Source organism: Streptomyces sp. NPDC001222 (genome assembly GCF_042896945.1).
Classification (GTDB): Bacteria; Actinomycetota; Actinomycetes; order Streptomycetales; family Streptomycetaceae; genus Streptomyces; species Streptomyces gibsoniae.
This window is the reverse complement of sequence record NZ_JBIAXT010000029.1, coordinates 12,498-25,320: the sequence shown is the minus strand read 5'-3', so window position 1 is coordinate 25,320 and position 12,823 is coordinate 12,498. Positions and strand designations below refer to the sequence as shown.

Annotated in this window: 14 protein-coding genes and 1 pseudogene; 7 read left to right on the top strand and 8 right to left on the bottom strand. The window is 66.9% G+C overall.

Annotation, left to right across the window (positions count from 1 at the left end; all coding sequences use genetic code 11):
• Positions 1 to 75 precede the first annotated feature (75 nt).
• A complete protein-coding gene (locus ACFY2Z_RS30820) occupies positions 76 to 789 on the bottom strand; it encodes an SDR family NAD(P)-dependent oxidoreductase (protein ID WP_390747350.1) in 714 nt (237 codons plus the stop codon).
• A 159-nt stretch (positions 790 to 948) separates the two neighbouring features.
• On the opposite strand from ACFY2Z_RS30820, the gene ACFY2Z_RS30815 reads away from it, so the two are divergent.
• Positions 949 to 1,557 (top strand): TetR/AcrR family transcriptional regulator, encoded by a 609-nt coding sequence (locus ACFY2Z_RS30815; protein WP_390747349.1) that lies wholly within the window; start codon positions 949 to 951, stop codon positions 1,555 to 1,557.
• Between the two features lie 223 nt (positions 1,558 to 1,780).
• On the opposite strand, the gene ACFY2Z_RS30810 is transcribed toward ACFY2Z_RS30815, so the two are convergent.
• On the bottom strand, positions 1,781 to 2,311 hold the full coding sequence (locus ACFY2Z_RS30810; protein ID WP_390747348.1) for a diguanylate cyclase: 531 nt from the start codon (positions 2,309 to 2,311) through the stop codon (positions 1,781 to 1,783).
• 198 nt (positions 2,312 to 2,509) lie between these two features.
• Here ACFY2Z_RS30810 and istA point away from each other — a divergent pair, with 198 nt between their 5' ends.
• The gene (gene istA / locus ACFY2Z_RS30805; RefSeq protein ID WP_390747347.1) at positions 2,510 to 3,757 is read left to right on the top strand and encodes an IS21 family transposase; all 1,248 of its coding nucleotides are present in this window, start codon (positions 2,510 to 2,512) and stop codon (positions 3,755 to 3,757) included.
• Positions 3,757 to 4,563, top strand: a complete 807-nt coding sequence (gene istB, locus ACFY2Z_RS30800; RefSeq protein WP_390747346.1) for an IS21-like element helper ATPase IstB — start codon at positions 3,757 to 3,759, stop codon at positions 4,561 to 4,563. The genes istA and istB overlap by 1 nt, the downstream gene beginning before the upstream one ends.
• A 212-nt stretch (positions 4,564 to 4,775) precedes the next feature.
• Here istB and ACFY2Z_RS30795 read toward each other — a convergent pair whose 3' ends face one another.
• Positions 4,776 to 5,102: a plasmid stabilization protein gene (locus ACFY2Z_RS30795; protein ID WP_390747345.1), complete on the bottom strand. Its 327-nt coding sequence runs from the start codon at positions 5,100 to 5,102 to the stop codon at positions 4,776 to 4,778.
• A 254-nt stretch (positions 5,103 to 5,356) separates the two neighbouring features.
• Between ACFY2Z_RS30795 and ACFY2Z_RS30790 the strand changes: the two genes are divergently transcribed.
• A complete protein-coding gene (locus tag ACFY2Z_RS30790; protein ID WP_390747344.1) occupies positions 5,357 to 5,584 on the top strand; it encodes a DUF5133 domain-containing protein in 228 nt (75 codons plus the stop codon).
• Between the two features lie 559 nt (positions 5,585 to 6,143).
• Here ACFY2Z_RS30790 and ACFY2Z_RS30785 read toward each other — a convergent pair.
• Together ACFY2Z_RS30785 and ACFY2Z_RS30780 are read right to left on the bottom strand one after the other, a co-directional pair.
• The gene (locus ACFY2Z_RS30785) at positions 6,144 to 6,314 is read right to left on the bottom strand and encodes a hypothetical protein (RefSeq protein WP_055705189.1); all 171 of its coding nucleotides are present in this window, start codon (positions 6,312 to 6,314) and stop codon (positions 6,144 to 6,146) included.
• 1,112 nt (positions 6,315 to 7,426) lie between these two features.
• Complete coding sequence (locus ACFY2Z_RS30780) at positions 7,427 to 8,599, bottom strand: epoxide hydrolase family protein (protein WP_390747343.1); 1,173 nt, start codon at positions 8,597 to 8,599, stop codon at positions 7,427 to 7,429.
• Positions 8,600 to 8,681: 82 nt separating this feature from the next.
• On the opposite strand from ACFY2Z_RS30780, the gene ACFY2Z_RS30775 reads away from it, so the two are divergent.
• A complete protein-coding gene (locus tag ACFY2Z_RS30775; RefSeq protein ID WP_390747342.1) occupies positions 8,682 to 9,260 on the top strand; it encodes a CGNR zinc finger domain-containing protein in 579 nt (192 codons plus the stop codon).
• Between the two features lie 322 nt (positions 9,261 to 9,582).
• A pseudogene (locus tag ACFY2Z_RS30770) lies at positions 9,583 to 9,951 on the top strand (ABC transporter permease); the annotation flags it as partial.
• Between the two features lie 54 nt (positions 9,952 to 10,005).
• On the opposite strand, the gene ACFY2Z_RS30765 reads toward ACFY2Z_RS30770, so the two are convergent.
• The gene (locus tag ACFY2Z_RS30765) at positions 10,006 to 10,779 is read right to left on the bottom strand and encodes an SDR family NAD(P)-dependent oxidoreductase (protein WP_390747341.1); all 774 of its coding nucleotides are present in this window, start codon (positions 10,777 to 10,779) and stop codon (positions 10,006 to 10,008) included.
• Between the two features lie 284 nt (positions 10,780 to 11,063).
• On the opposite strand from ACFY2Z_RS30765, the gene ACFY2Z_RS30760 reads away from it, so the two are divergent.
• Positions 11,064 to 11,189: a hypothetical protein gene (locus tag ACFY2Z_RS30760; protein ID WP_390747340.1), complete on the top strand. Its 126-nt coding sequence runs from the start codon at positions 11,064 to 11,066 to the stop codon at positions 11,187 to 11,189.
• A 442-nt stretch (positions 11,190 to 11,631) separates the two neighbouring features.
• Here the strand turns inward: ACFY2Z_RS30760 and ACFY2Z_RS30755 are convergent, their stop codons facing one another.
• Positions 11,632 to 12,150: a hypothetical protein gene (locus ACFY2Z_RS30755; RefSeq protein ID WP_390747339.1), complete on the bottom strand. Its 519-nt coding sequence runs from the start codon at positions 12,148 to 12,150 to the stop codon at positions 11,632 to 11,634.
• A gap of 23 nt (positions 12,151 to 12,173) precedes the next feature.
• Complete coding sequence (locus ACFY2Z_RS30750; protein WP_390747418.1) at positions 12,174 to 12,674, bottom strand: transposase; 501 nt, start codon at positions 12,672 to 12,674, stop codon at positions 12,174 to 12,176.
• Positions 12,675 to 12,823 lie beyond the last annotated feature (149 nt).

The following is a 12,823-nucleotide window of genomic DNA, read 5'->3' as shown; positions in this document are numbered from 1 at the left end:
GGGCCGTCGGTTCGCCAGGGCCACAGCCTGAGCATCGGACCCGGCGAACCTTCCAGGTCAGAGCCAAATTACGCGTCAGGCGTTGGAGTGAACACCGATGCCACCAGAGACGGTGAGGTTGTCGCCGGTGATGTAGCCGGCGGCGTCCGAGGCGAGGAAGGCCACGGCTTCGGCGATGTCGGCGGGAGCGCCGACGCGGCCGAGCGGGACGCCCCGGCCCCAGGAGTCGATCATTACCTGGGAGACACCCATCTTGCTGTAGACAGGGGTGTTGATCAAGCCTGGGCTGACGGCGTTGACGCGGATGCGGCGGGGGGCGAGTTCGAGCGCGAGGGACCGCATGAGGGGCAGCAGAGCGCCCTTGGCTGCTGTCATCGCGGCTCCGAGCCCTTCGGCGGCGCCAACGGTGAACACGACCGAGGCGCCCTCATTGAGGAGCGGCAGCGCCTTTTGCAGGGTGAAGAAGTTTCCCTTGACGTTGATGTCGAACAGGGCGTCGAAGATGTGTTCGTCGGTCGACTCGATCGGGCCGGGGCGGGAGATGCCCGCGTTGAGGAAGAGCAGGTCCAGGGAGCCGAGTTGCCGGCGCGCCTGGTCTATCGCCTGGTCGATGTCCGGCAGGGACCGTGCGTCGGCCCGGACAGCCGTGACGTCTTCGGGAAGTCCGGCGTCGGCGACATTGCCGAGGCCGGTGACCATGACGCGGTAGCCGCGGGAGTGGAGCAGTTCGGCGGTCGCCTTGCCGATGCCGCTCGTTCCACCGGTGATCAAAGCTGTGGGTGCAGGCATGATGTGCTCCTTTGCGCACTTCTGGGCGGGGGCGAGTGGCTCTGCCCGGGGGCAGGGGGTGGTACTGCGCCACCACTCCTGGCAGCGTATGACAATCTGACAGCCACTGCCAAGTGCGATGTAACTGTCGGCCTGGCAGCGCTGGGCTAGTCTGGTGACATGAAGCAGGAAGCCAAGTCAGCGACAGGTGCACCGACCACGCTGTGGGACCGGACGAGGCAGCTGGCTTCCCAAGAGATCCTCGAGACGGCTCTGCGCCTGTTCACCGAGCAGGGCTACGACGAGACGACCATCGCCCAGATCGCCCGAGAGGCCGGAGTCTCCCAGCGCACCCTCTTCCGCTACTTCGGCACCAAGGAGGACCTTCTCGGCGGCAACCAGGACCGGTTCGGGCAAGTCCTGACGGACACGATCAGCGAACAGCCCGCCGATGCCGGTGTCTGGGAGGCCCTACGCGCAGGGGTTGCCGCCGTACTGGCCTTGCACGACAGCCGAGAACAGGCCCTGGAGCGGTTCCGCCTCCTGCACAACACCGCCTCACTGCGTGCCGGTTGGCTCGAAAAGCGACTGCGGTTCCAGGAGAACCTGCTGCCGCTCATCGAGACCCGCTTGGACGCAGCTACCGGCAACGAGAGTGCGAAGGCCCGCGCGGTGATCGCGACGGCGTTCGCCTGCCTGGATGCCGCGTCGATGACGTGGGTCGTCAACGATGGCAAGGGCGAAATCATGGACCTATACGACGAGTGCCTGGCTGCCGTGCGCGGCTGACCCGCAGCGGCCAACCAGCCCGCAAACCATGGACGGAAACTGAGCACATCCCTGCCACAGACCGGTCCACATCCAGCTCGCCCAGCCGGTACGGATGGGCCACGCTGGCGTCATACGCATCGACACCGATGGCACGTCCGCTCCGCTACCTGGACTCCACAAGACGAGTGCTCAAGTCAACCCCCGAAGGACTTCCGGAGCCGACCACTTAGGAGGCGCTGTTTCAGCTATCGGCGTCATCGGTACTGTCGCCCTGGCGAGCCCGTACGCATCGGATCATCTCCTCGGCGTAGGGCAGGACCACGCAGAGTCCGACTCCGGTGGCGATCGCGCCGAGGTACCCGGCGGACAGCGGGCGTTCCTTGGGCAGAAGCTTCCAGTCGTCGGCGCGGCTGCCGCCCCTGAGAGCTTCTCGGACCTGGTCCCAGTGCAGGCAGGTGGTGAAGGCTGCGGCCGTCAGCGGCAGGACTTCGAGGAAGCTGTGGATGTGCTGTTCGACCGGCGTCACCTCACGCTTTCCGGTGGCCAGCGACACGTCCCACAGCGCTGTGGCCCCGTGCGCGAGCGCGGCGCCGCCCATGAGCGACAGCACCAGGGAGTTCACCTTGGCGGTCAGGCCCGCGACCACCGGCAGGCCTGCCTCGGTCATCATCAGGGCGTGGATCGCTGATTCGCGCACCCCGCTCGTGTTCTCGATACCGGAACGGCGGTGCATCACCCAGTCGGCGACAGCCGGTACGAACCACAGAGGCATGACGCCGTACAGCAAGAACCTTCGGTTGGTGCTCTCGACATCGTCGGCACCACGCGGGACCCGCAGGGTGGGACCGGAGCGCCAGCGTTGCCAACGAGTGAACGCGTGTCGGCGACGGCTGAAAAGTAGACCAGTAGCGACGCTTGAAAGTTGACCCCCTCCAGGGGGCTGGCTCGTTGAGTCAGGCCGGGAGGAGTGGTGATCAGCGTGGAGGACTGGGCGGAGATCCGCCGGCTTCACCGGGCCGAGCAGATGCCGGTGCGGGCGATCGCGAGGAAGCTGGGGATCTCAAGGAACACCGTCCGCAGGGCGATCGCGGACGACGCGCCGCCGAAGTACCAAAGGGCGCCGAAGGGCTCGATCGTGGACGCGGTCGAGCCGCAGATCCGTGAACTGCTCGAGCAGTGGCCGGAGATGCCGGCGACGGTGATCGCCGAGCGGATCGGCTGGGACCGGGGCCTGACCGTGCTCAAGGACAGGATCCGAGACCTGCGGCCGGCCTATCGGCCTGCGGATCCGGCCTCGCGGACGGTCTATGAGCCGGGCGAGATCGGTCAGTGCGACCTGTGGTTCCCGCCGGCCGACATCCCGCTCGGCTTCGGCCAGGTCGGGCGGCCGCCGGTGCTGGTCATGGTCGCGGGCTACTCTCGGTGGATCACTGCCCGGATGCTGCCCTCCAGGTCGGCGGCGGACCTGATCGCCGGACACTGGCGGCTGCTGACCGAGCTGGGCGCCGTGCCCCGGGTGCTGGTCTGGGACAACGAGGGAGCCGTCGGCTCCTGGCGGCCCGGCGGCCCTCAACTGACCGATGAATTCGCAGCGTTCGCCGGGCTGCTGGGCATCAAGTTCCTGCTCTGCAAGCCGCGGGATCCGGAGGCCAAGGGCCTGGTCGAGCGGGCCAACGGATATCTCGAGACGTCGTTCCTGCCCGGGCGGGTGTTCACCTCGCCGGCCGACTTCAACATCCAGCTCGCAGACTGGCTGACCAGGGCCAATCGGCGCATCCACCGCACCTTGCAGGCCCGCCCGGCGGACCGGCTGGAGGCCGACCGCTCCCGGATGCTGGCTCTGCCGCCGATCGCCCCGCCGGGCTGGTGGAAGGCATCACTGCGGCTGCCCCGGGACCACTATGTCCGCCTGGACACCTGCGACTACTCGGTGCATCCGCTGGCCGTCGGCCGTCGCATCGAGGTAGCCGCCGACCTGGACCAGGTCCTGGTGACCTGCGACGGCGTCGAGGTCGCCCGCCATGCCCGCAGCTGGGCACGTCACCAGACGATCACCGACCCGGACCACGCGGCAGCTGCCGCTGCCGCCCGCAAGACGGCCGCCAAGAAAGCGGTGCCGGTGGACGTGACGGAGGTCGAGGAGCGGTCGCTGGACACCTACGACCGGATCTTCGGCGTCATCGACGGCGGGCTGAGCACGGGTGAAGGGGCAGCGTGATGAGTACGAAGAACGGCACGAACCCGGCCAGGACCAGCCGCGATGTCGGCTCCGAACTCATCTATCTGACCAAGGCGTTGAAGGCCCCGGCCCTGCGGGATGCGGCCGTCCGGCTCGCCGAGCGGGCCCGCGACGAGGACTGGAGCCACGAGGAGTATCTGGCCGCATGCCTGCAGCGGGAGGTCGCCGCCCGTGATTCGCACGGCGCCGAGGGACGCATCCGGGCGGCTCGTTTCCCCTCTCGCAAGTCGCTGGAGGACTTCGACTTCGATCACCAGCGGTCCGTGAAACGCGAGGTCATCGCGCATCTGGGGACGCTGGACTTCGTTGTCGGGAAAGAGAACGTGATCTTCCTGGGTCCGCCCGGCACCGGCAAGACCCACCTCGCCACCGGGCTCGGCATCCGGGCCTGCCAGGCTGGCCACCGGGTCGCCTTCGCCACCGCTGCCCAATGGGTTACCCGCCTCGCCGAGGCCCACCAAGCAGGCAGACTCAGCGACGAGTTGACCCGGCTCGGTCGGATCCCGCTGATCGTGGTTGACGAAGTGGGTTACACCCCCTTCGAACCCGAGGCCGCGAACCTGTTCTTCCAGTTCATCTCGGGCCGCTACGAACGCGCCTCGGTGATCGTGACCAGCAACAAGCCCTTCGGACGCTGGGGCGAGGTCTTCGGCGACGACACCGTCGCCGCCGCGATGATCGACCGCCTCGTCCACCACGCAGAGGTCATCTCGTTGAAGGGCGACAGCTACCGCATGCGCGGCCGCGATCTCGGACGGGTTCCCGCAGCCAACACCGGGGAATGACCAACATCAACTGATGCAGTGGGGGTCACTTTTCACCCGTCGGAACTGGGTCATGATTCACGCGTCGCTGACAAACGCGGAACGTCGAGCAGTACGCATGAATGCCCTTCTCGTCGGTGACGCACGGTGCGGCCCGCTCGCTCCTCTGCTCTTGGCGGACGCCCAACTGCCAGCGAGGAGCTCCGATGAAGGCCGCGCACCGCGGGAGGAAGTCAGCGTCCGACTGCCTTGCGCAGTTGGTCCTTGTTCATCGAGGAGCGGCCCTCGATGTTCTTCTTTTTGGCCTCTTCGTAGAGCTGGTCCCTGGTGGGGCCCTGCGCACCGCTGTGGGAGCGCTCGCCGCCACGCTGAGACGCAGACTTGCTGTCGCGCGTGGAGGTCTTGCTCGCCGTCTTCGCCTCCCCCGACCTCGCACGCTCCTTGTTGACCGTGCGCGCCGCGATTTCCTTCGCCCGCCCCGCAGACGCACCGCGTTTCTGCGCGCCTTCCTTGATGTGCTCGTACTGACGCTCACGCTTCGAACTGGATCCTGCCGGCATGACATCTCCCACAACTGTTAAGGACGGTCCGCTCTCCGAAGACGCGTTCCCGCCCCTGCGAAGGCCACACGGCAGGAAACGCAACCTCCATTGCATCTGAAGGCAGTACGGGCCGCGACAGCACAAGGCCGATCGAGCGGTAACGGCGTCGCAGACCCAATCGCACCGGGGCCGCTGCTGGTCGAGAGATTGACGGGGTGAGCGTTGGGCACACGGCCGGTGCAATACGCAATTAGCGGCGATGGGGGCTCCCGATGCTCATGGCACACCCGGCTGTACTGAAGAATCTGATCGAGCAGTACGAGACGCTGCGGATTCTCCACGCCGAGGAGGGCAGCGAGGACGTGCGGCAACGTATGAACGACGTCGCCTACACCCTGTGCGTGTCGACCGGCACCCGCGACATCGACACCGCCCTCGTCGCCGCCCGCCACCAGCTGCCCGGCGCCCGTCCCGAGGACGACTCCGTGCTCACCGCCTGACTGCCCTGCCGCGCGGCAGCCGCGGGCCGGCGAACAAACCCTGCGCACACGGGCGCCTGTAGACCGCAGTGCAGGGTTCCTGAGCGCGGGGGTCCAGGACAGTGGCGCGACGGGCGTCCTCAGCGCAGCAGTCGGCGTACCGTCGGGCGCAAAGGGCCAGGGCGCGGGCGAGGCGAGGCAGGGCGTAGGTGCCGAGGACGATCGCGGTGGCAGGGACCGTCCAGCAGGAAGTGGGGCCTCTTCCTCGATGCCCTCGAGAACCCGGCGGTGTTCCCTCGCGCCGAGGCGCCGGTGGGTCGCAGCGGCGGCGCCAGGGCGCGCGAGGCAAACCCGATGTCTCCGAGACCACGCAGCGGCCCCGCGGACAGGAGGAGCAGGGTTCCACTGCTGAGTCTGCGGGGCCGGTGCATGACTCACGTACCCGGCGGTGCGCCCGATAAGCCCGATCCCTCCCGACCGCCTCGGGGAGAGGGCCTTTTCACGACAGTGGGCCCGGCCGTGCCGGCCGGGCCCACTCATTGCTCGCGCGTCGCGTGCTCCTCGCGCCGTCCGCCATTGCCTACCAGCGGTACCAGCGGCCCCTTCGGCCGCCGCTGTCCGCGGACCGGACGACGAAGCCCAGCAGCCAGACGATGAGCACGATCACCGCGATCCACCACAGCGCCTTCAGTGCGAAGCCCGCACCGAAGAGGATCAGAGCCAGCAGAAGAACCAGAAGCAGGGGAACCATCGTTATCAACCTCCTGGCCACCGGATGCCCTTACTTCAGCCCTACAAGCACACAAAACATGAGTTACTTCCAAGGAATGAGGGGCATAAGCGCGCCGCATGCCGTGGCCGGTTCCCCCTCACTCCCGCCTAACGCACCGCAGACACACGGCATGTATCACTCAAAGCGATGCCGTGGCCTTGTACCTGCCGGGACCATGACGGGATCGCGCGTACAGAGGGAGCTCAGCCGCACGACCGTGCTCGAGAAGGCCGAGCTCAGCCGAACAGCGCGCCATCGGCGGGCCCGTACAGGCAAGGCCACGGGCGAGGTCCATGAGACCAGCGAGTCGCTGTGAATCAATCACGTTCCCGGAAGTGAGTGACGCCGTCGCTCCCCACGGGCGAGCAGTCGCCTGAAGCAGTGGCGGACCATCGGTGGTTCGTTTCTCCGGTGAACCCCACCCGCCATCCCAGTAAGGACACTGACGGAACGCCCGCACGGGCACATGACTGCCGCTACCTGTCTTGATCAGCATCTTTGTCGATCGAGAGAGATGAGCGCATGCATCCGTCCCCTGCGAAGCTTGCCCTGGTCACCGCGGCGGCCGCCGCGCTGCTCGTCCCCGTCAGCTCTGCTCCCGTAGCTGCAGCCACATCCGCAGCGTCCGCCACTCACGTGGTGAGCAACTACAGAGCTCCCCCGGGCTATGTGGAAGGCATAGCCGCATGGCATGGTTCTGCCCGAGCCGATGCTCACCGTGTCCGTGGAAAGCCCTGACTTGCCCGCTGGGTGGGCCGCGGAGCCGAAGTGGGACGGTTCTCCAGACACCTGAAGTTGTCTGATCCGGGTGACAGCTCGGCGTCTCGCCACAGACTCTGATCCACAGGGGAAGACTGAGCAGTGTTGGAGTGGTGACGCATCCCTGTGGGGGCAGGTGCAGTTGTTCGTCGCCGACCAGCGAAAAGGTGCGGAAGGTCGGCCAGGTGGCTGGGCCGGGTCGGCCAGAGCTGGCGGATCTGTTCGCGCGGCGTCTGGTGCCTACGGGTACACCGATCCTTCTGGACGAAGCGATGCGCCCGGTCGAGCCGGTGTCGTCGTCGTACACGGTCCATGGCAATGGAGCGCCGCGTTCACCGATTAGCGGCCAGCACTGCCGCGAGGCCCACTTGCAGGTCCTTGACGAAACACTCGGGGACCTCCAGTGACGGGAAATGTCCCCCGACTTCGGGCGAGCTCCATCGGACGATCTGCCGGTACCGCTCCTGTGCCCAGGGGCGCGGACACTTCTCGACGTCGCGGGGATACATGGTGATTGCTGACGGGACGTCGACCTGAAGTTCGGGATCGAGCGAGTTGTGGCTTTCGTAGTAGATGCGGGCCGCCGATGCGCCGGTGCGCGTCAGCCAGTACAGGGTGACGTCGTCAAGAACGCGGTCCCTGGAAATCGTCTCGAACGGGCTGTCTTCGGTGTCTGACCACTCGGCGAACTTGTCAAGGATCCAGGCGAGAAGCCCGACCGGTGAGTCGACGAGCGAGTAGCCGATGGTCTGTGGTCGGGTCGCCTGCTGCTTCGCGTACGCCGCGCGGTGGCGCCAGAAATCGCGGGTTTCCTCGGTCCACTCGCGCTCGACCGCCGTCAGCCCGTCCGTTGTCAACCCGGGCGGTCCCTCCGCGAACGTTGTGTGGATGCCGAGAACGTGCGCCGGGAACCTGCCGCCGAGGACCGTGGTGATATTGCCTCCCCAGTCGCCTCCGTGGGCTGCGAACTCGCTGTAGCCGAGCCTTCCCATCAGTTCCACCCATGCGGCCGCGATCTTTTCGGCTCCCCATCCGGTGGTGGTCGGCTTGTCACTGTAACCAAAGCCTGGCAGCGACGGGACCACGACGTGGAACGCTGGCGCATCTGCGTCTTTCGGATCTGCCAGCTCGTCTACCACATCGATGAACCGAGCAATGCTGTCTGGCCAGCCGTGCGTCAAGATCAGAGGAGTGGCATCTGCGCGCGCGGAGCGACGGTGCAGGAAGTGGATTCCCAGATCATCAATGGCCGTGCGGAACTGGCCGATCCGGTTGAGGCGCGCTTCGAACGATCGCCAGTTGTACCCGGTGCGCCAGTAGTTCACGACCTCGACGAGGTCGGCGAGCGGAACGCCCTGTTCCCATCGGCGAGGGTCGGGCGCGGCGCGATAGACCGTCTCGGTCTCCGGTAGTCGCGCCGCGGCCAGTCGCGCGCGCAGATCGTCGAGGTCAGCGTCAGTTGCGTGGGCTTCAAATGCTTGCACGTCGCTGGGTGGACGGGGCATGAGACCTCCTGGCCATCGCGGAACCGGCTAAGGCGGTTCTAGCAGTTCTCCGAGCCGCACTGCAACCGGCTAAGGTGGTTCCATGCGTGCTGGATTCCCTGACTTCCGCCTCGGCAATGTGCTGGCGACCAGCTTCACCGGGACTCTGTCGGAGCGTCACGGCAACGCTGTGGAGCGCATTCCCACGCCGCACCGACTCATCGACTGGCTGGCAGTGAACGGCCTCGCCGTGGACTCCTGCACCACTGCCCAGTTCGACCTCGCTCGGGAACTGAGGGAGGCGATCCACGTCGCCGCGACAGCGGCCGCGATCCAGAACGCTCTCCCTGCGTCTGCTGTCCAAGTCATCAATGACTGCAGCGCTCAGGGCCGGGCCGCAGCGATCCTGACGCCCGAGGGTGAGCGGCAATGGCGGCTCAGCTCGGCTTCCTGCGTGGAAGATGCCCTCAGCGTGATCGCCGCCGACGCGATCAGCATCATCGCAGGCGAACGAGACGGAAGCTTGGCCTTGTGTGCCTCACCAACCTGCCAAGCCGCCTTCTTCGACACCAGCCAAAGCCGCACCCGCAAATGGTGTGACATGAACACGTGCGGGAATCGTCAGAAAAAGGCGCGCTTCAATGCCAACCAGCGCAAAAACCCCAGATCAGCGGAGCCCTGAGAGCGAAGGATCCAACCCTTCCGAGTCGGGTTCAACCTGTCCGCATCTCTCATGAGACAGATGAAAGTCTGGAGAAGAGGCTCCTTGGCTTCCGCAGCCGTCGGCGACAGCAAGGAGCCGAGATCCCGCGTACGCGGTGTCCTGGTTGCTCTCGCGGACGAGACCCCAGCGCTCGACCTACATCCTGCTGGCACTCGCTCCTGTGATCGCCGTCTGCGGTGAGTGGTTCACCTGCTCGGGAGTTCACCTTGTAGGCGCGTCGGCGCATGCCGCCTACGATCCGCTGAGAGGATCCTTCAACTCCGGCACGTGGGGCTTCCTCATGGTCGGCGCCAGCATCCTCGGTGCCCTGGCCATGAGCAGCGAGTACTCCAGCGGGCTGATCCGCACCACCTTCCTCGCCGTTCCCGACCGTCGACGCGTCGTCCTCGCCAAGGCGGTCGTCCTCGTCATCGTCACGTCCCTCCTCGGCATGGTCACCGCGATCGCTTCGTTCGTCACCGCCCAAGCGATCCTTTCCGGCGAACAACTCGGCATTTCCGTCAGCCGGCCGGCGGTCCTGCAGGCCTTCGTTGCGTCCACCGCGATCCTGCCCGTGTGCACGGTCATCGGCATCGCCGTGGGCACACTCATTCGTACGCCCGTGGCTGCCCTGTTCACGGCCGTCCTGTTCCCGGTCCTGCTGGGCAAAGCCCCTTCCTCCAGTAACCAGTTGACGGCCGCCCTGAGCAACTCGGCACCTCAGTCAGGGGAAAATGGTGGGCACGAGACCCCCGTCGACGCTCAGGGCCGCGCCGGTGGTCGCCGCCGACCGGTCCGACGCGACGTAGGTGACCAGACTGGCCACTTCCTCCGGACGGATAAGGCGCCGCAGCAAGGATGTTGAAGCCCGCCCTTCTGCGACAAACCGACGCTCCTGCTCCACGGGGTCGACACCCGGGTATAGCTCGTCGAACATCGCCAGCACGCCGTCGCTCATGGTCGGGCCCGGCAGGACGCAGTTGACGGTCACGCCGGTACCCGCGAGTTCCTGTGCCATACCGCGTGACACCGCCAGCTGGGCCGTCTTCGTCATGCCGTAATGAACCATGTTCGTGGGCGTCTGGACTCCTGCCTCACTGCTGACGAAGACGACTCGCCCCCATTTCCGCCCGGCCATGCGCGGAGCGTAGTGGCGGGCGAGGCAAATTCCGGAGAGAACGTTGACACGGAAGAAGCGCAGCCATTCCTCGTCGGAAATCTCGAAGACAGGCTGTGTAGCAAAAATCCCGGCATTGTTCACCAGGACGTCCACCTCGGGGATCTGCCGGATCAGCGCGTCGCACCCCTCCGGCGTGCCGACGTCCACGGCTACGCCTCGCGCGCCGAGCCGTCCCGCTGTCTCAGCGAGGCGCTCGGCGTTCCGGCCGTTGACCACCACCTCAGCTCCGGCAGCGCTCAGCGCCGCGGCAATCGCCGCTCCGATCCCGGCTGTGGACCCGGTGACCAAGGCGGTGCGACCGCTCAAGTCGATGTTCATGCCACGGTAACCCTCACCGTTCAGGACTCCAGGACCTCAGTCTCGGCCAACTGAAACTCACGCGCATCCGCGCACGTCCTTCGGTGATCACGTCGACAGCCCGGCCTCGGGGCTCTGCGTGAGCCAGTCGCCGGCGGATAAACGGAGAACACCTGCAGGCCTCGGGCCACATCGCGCGGAGCGCGTCGACGCCCTCCAGGGCAAAGCGGGTCCGGCTCTCGAAGGAGCCGCGCCGTACTTGTCGGTCCGGTAGTTGCTCGCCGGGGATCAGGTCCATATCCGTCGTGAATCTCGGCGACCTTGAAGCAGCCGCCAGCGAACACCGGAGATCATCAGATGGCGGCACCAACGATCACTTGGCGCTGGCCCAGCAGCGGACGATGCGCTGCGCGGCCAGCCGCTGGAAGTGATCGAGTGACGCTGACTACCCCCTCCGCGCCGCGTCGACGACCTCCCAGCCACCGGGCCGAGGATGTCAGCGGGCGATCACCACGATCTCCCCGGACTTCGTGGCCGTCGGGGGCTCGCGTCCCCATTCGTGACGCTCCTCCGTTCGGCGGCGTCATTGCGTCGGCCTCCACGGCCCGAGCCCGCGTCAGGCAGGAACGGCGCACGCCAGGCAGTTCGCAAGGCCAGCGACGAGGGACGCCGCCAGTCCGAGTCCCAGCGTCCACACCGCGGCGCTTGAGCTGGGGCGAGAGCAGGCAGCCTCGGTCCGGCCGTGTCGGCGCAGCGACAACATGGCGTACCAGTCAACGCCTCCGTCGACGCCGGCTCGATGCCCGGCAGCGGCAATAGGCAGGGAAAGGGCAATTCCGCGCTGCGGCGCACGATACGGGCCCCACATCGACGTCACGCTGGATACGGCCTCCGCGTCGGCACAAGGGACACTGCCGCGGGCCCGGGTCTCTTGAGCCCAGGCACACTGCCCATCTCCGCCGCCGAGTCGGCACACGGACTATCCGGTGGTGGCGGGCGGGGGTCACCAGTAGCTCTGATCGCGGGGATGGCGTGAGTGAGAAGCGGGACACCGACGCACATGGACGCGACACCACCGAGTTCCGGCACCAGCCACCAGCCGGAATCGAGCAGCACCGGGCCGGGGGCGTATTTGAGGGCGTTGGTGACCAGTTCGCTGACCACCAACTGCGTGAGGCCCCTCGTACGCACCGTGACGGCTATCCCGTGCTCGGCCTGGAACCGGGTGAGGAAGTCAGCCGCGAAGTGGCGGGCCTGTGCGATGCATGTGCCGTCGCCGATCAGCGCGGCTGACACCTGCCAAGGCTCCGGGTGCCGGGCTATGGGACCCTCCTCACCGAGAGGAACCGATTCCATCCCCACCACCTTATCGCCGCGCGCAACGCCGTCCATGCAGCTCGTCGGCCTCGACTGGATCACCGACTGCTACCCCACCCTCCGCCACGCCCTTGACGCCTGACATCCCTCCGCGTACGCAGCGCCCGCTCGGCGAGGCCCGTTCCGGCGAGGAATCCGTCAAGGATGGCGTGCCGGTATTGCAGTGCCTTGAGCCGTCTGCGGAGCAGAGTCTCGAGGTTGCTGAGGGTACGGGCGGCCAGGTTGGCCAGGCTCCGTTTGATGTGCGCCCACATGCCCTCGACCGGATTGAGCTCGGGCGCGTATCCGGGCAGCAGCACCACCGTCAGCCACTCGCGTTCCGCCACGAACGCCTGCATCGCCTTGGAGACGTGGGTGTTGAGCCGGTCCCACACCACGATCAGCGGGACTTTGAGCAGGCGGTGGGCGCCATCCAGCAGGTGGATGCAGTCGCTCTCGCCGAGCGAGCGGCGCTCGTCCTTGCGGCCGGTGTGCCGGCGTAGCCGGTAGTACAGGCGGGCAGGCAGCCCGGGCCGGTAGCACAGCAGCCCGGCGGCCATCCTCAACGCGTCGACGACGAGCCCGGCCCGATGATGATCGGCCATCGCATAGCCGACGACCTCGCGCGTGGCCAGGTCGATCACCGTGACGAGATACCACCAGCCGGCCAGGGTGGGCAGGTAGGTGATGCCGGAGACCAGTTTCGAGC

What these genes read in the sequence shown, in the direction of transcription:
- ACFY2Z_RS30820 (WP_390747350.1), bottom strand. Translation starts at nt 789, where the DNA reads ATGCCTGCACCCACAGCTTTGATCACCGGTGGAACGAGCGGCATCGGC.
- ACFY2Z_RS30815 (WP_390747349.1), top strand. Translation starts at nt 949, where the DNA reads ATGAAGCAGGAAGCCAAGTCAGCGACAGGTGCACCGACCACGCTGTGG.
- ACFY2Z_RS30810 (WP_390747348.1), bottom strand. Translation starts at nt 2,311, where the DNA reads ATGCCTCTGTGGTTCGTACCGGCTGTCGCCGACTGGGTGATGCACCGC.
- istB (WP_390747346.1), top strand. Translation starts at nt 3,757, where the DNA reads ATGAGTACGAAGAACGGCACGAACCCGGCCAGGACCAGCCGCGATGTC.
- ACFY2Z_RS30795 (WP_390747345.1), bottom strand. Translation starts at nt 5,102, where the DNA reads ATGCCGGCAGGATCCAGTTCGAAGCGTGAGCGTCAGTACGAGCACATC.
- ACFY2Z_RS30790 (WP_390747344.1), top strand. Translation starts at nt 5,357, where the DNA reads ATGCTCATGGCACACCCGGCTGTACTGAAGAATCTGATCGAGCAGTAC.
- ACFY2Z_RS30785 (WP_055705189.1), bottom strand. Translation starts at nt 6,314, where the DNA reads ATGGTTCCCCTGCTTCTGGTTCTTCTGCTGGCTCTGATCCTCTTCGGT.
- ACFY2Z_RS30780 (WP_390747343.1), bottom strand. Translation starts at nt 8,599, where the DNA reads ATGCCCCGTCCACCCAGCGACGTGCAAGCATTTGAAGCCCACGCAACT.
- ACFY2Z_RS30775 (WP_390747342.1), top strand. Translation starts at nt 8,682, where the DNA reads ATGCGTGCTGGATTCCCTGACTTCCGCCTCGGCAATGTGCTGGCGACC.
- ACFY2Z_RS30765 (WP_390747341.1), bottom strand. Translation starts at nt 10,779, where the DNA reads ATGAACATCGACTTGAGCGGTCGCACCGCCTTGGTCACCGGGTCCACA.
- ACFY2Z_RS30755 (WP_390747339.1), bottom strand. Translation starts at nt 12,150, where the DNA reads ATGGACGGCGTTGCGCGCGGCGATAAGGTGGTGGGGATGGAATCGGTT.
- ACFY2Z_RS30750 (WP_390747418.1), bottom strand. Translation starts at nt 12,674, where the DNA reads ATGGCCGCCGGGCTGCTGTGCTACCGGCCCGGGCTGCCTGCCCGCCTG.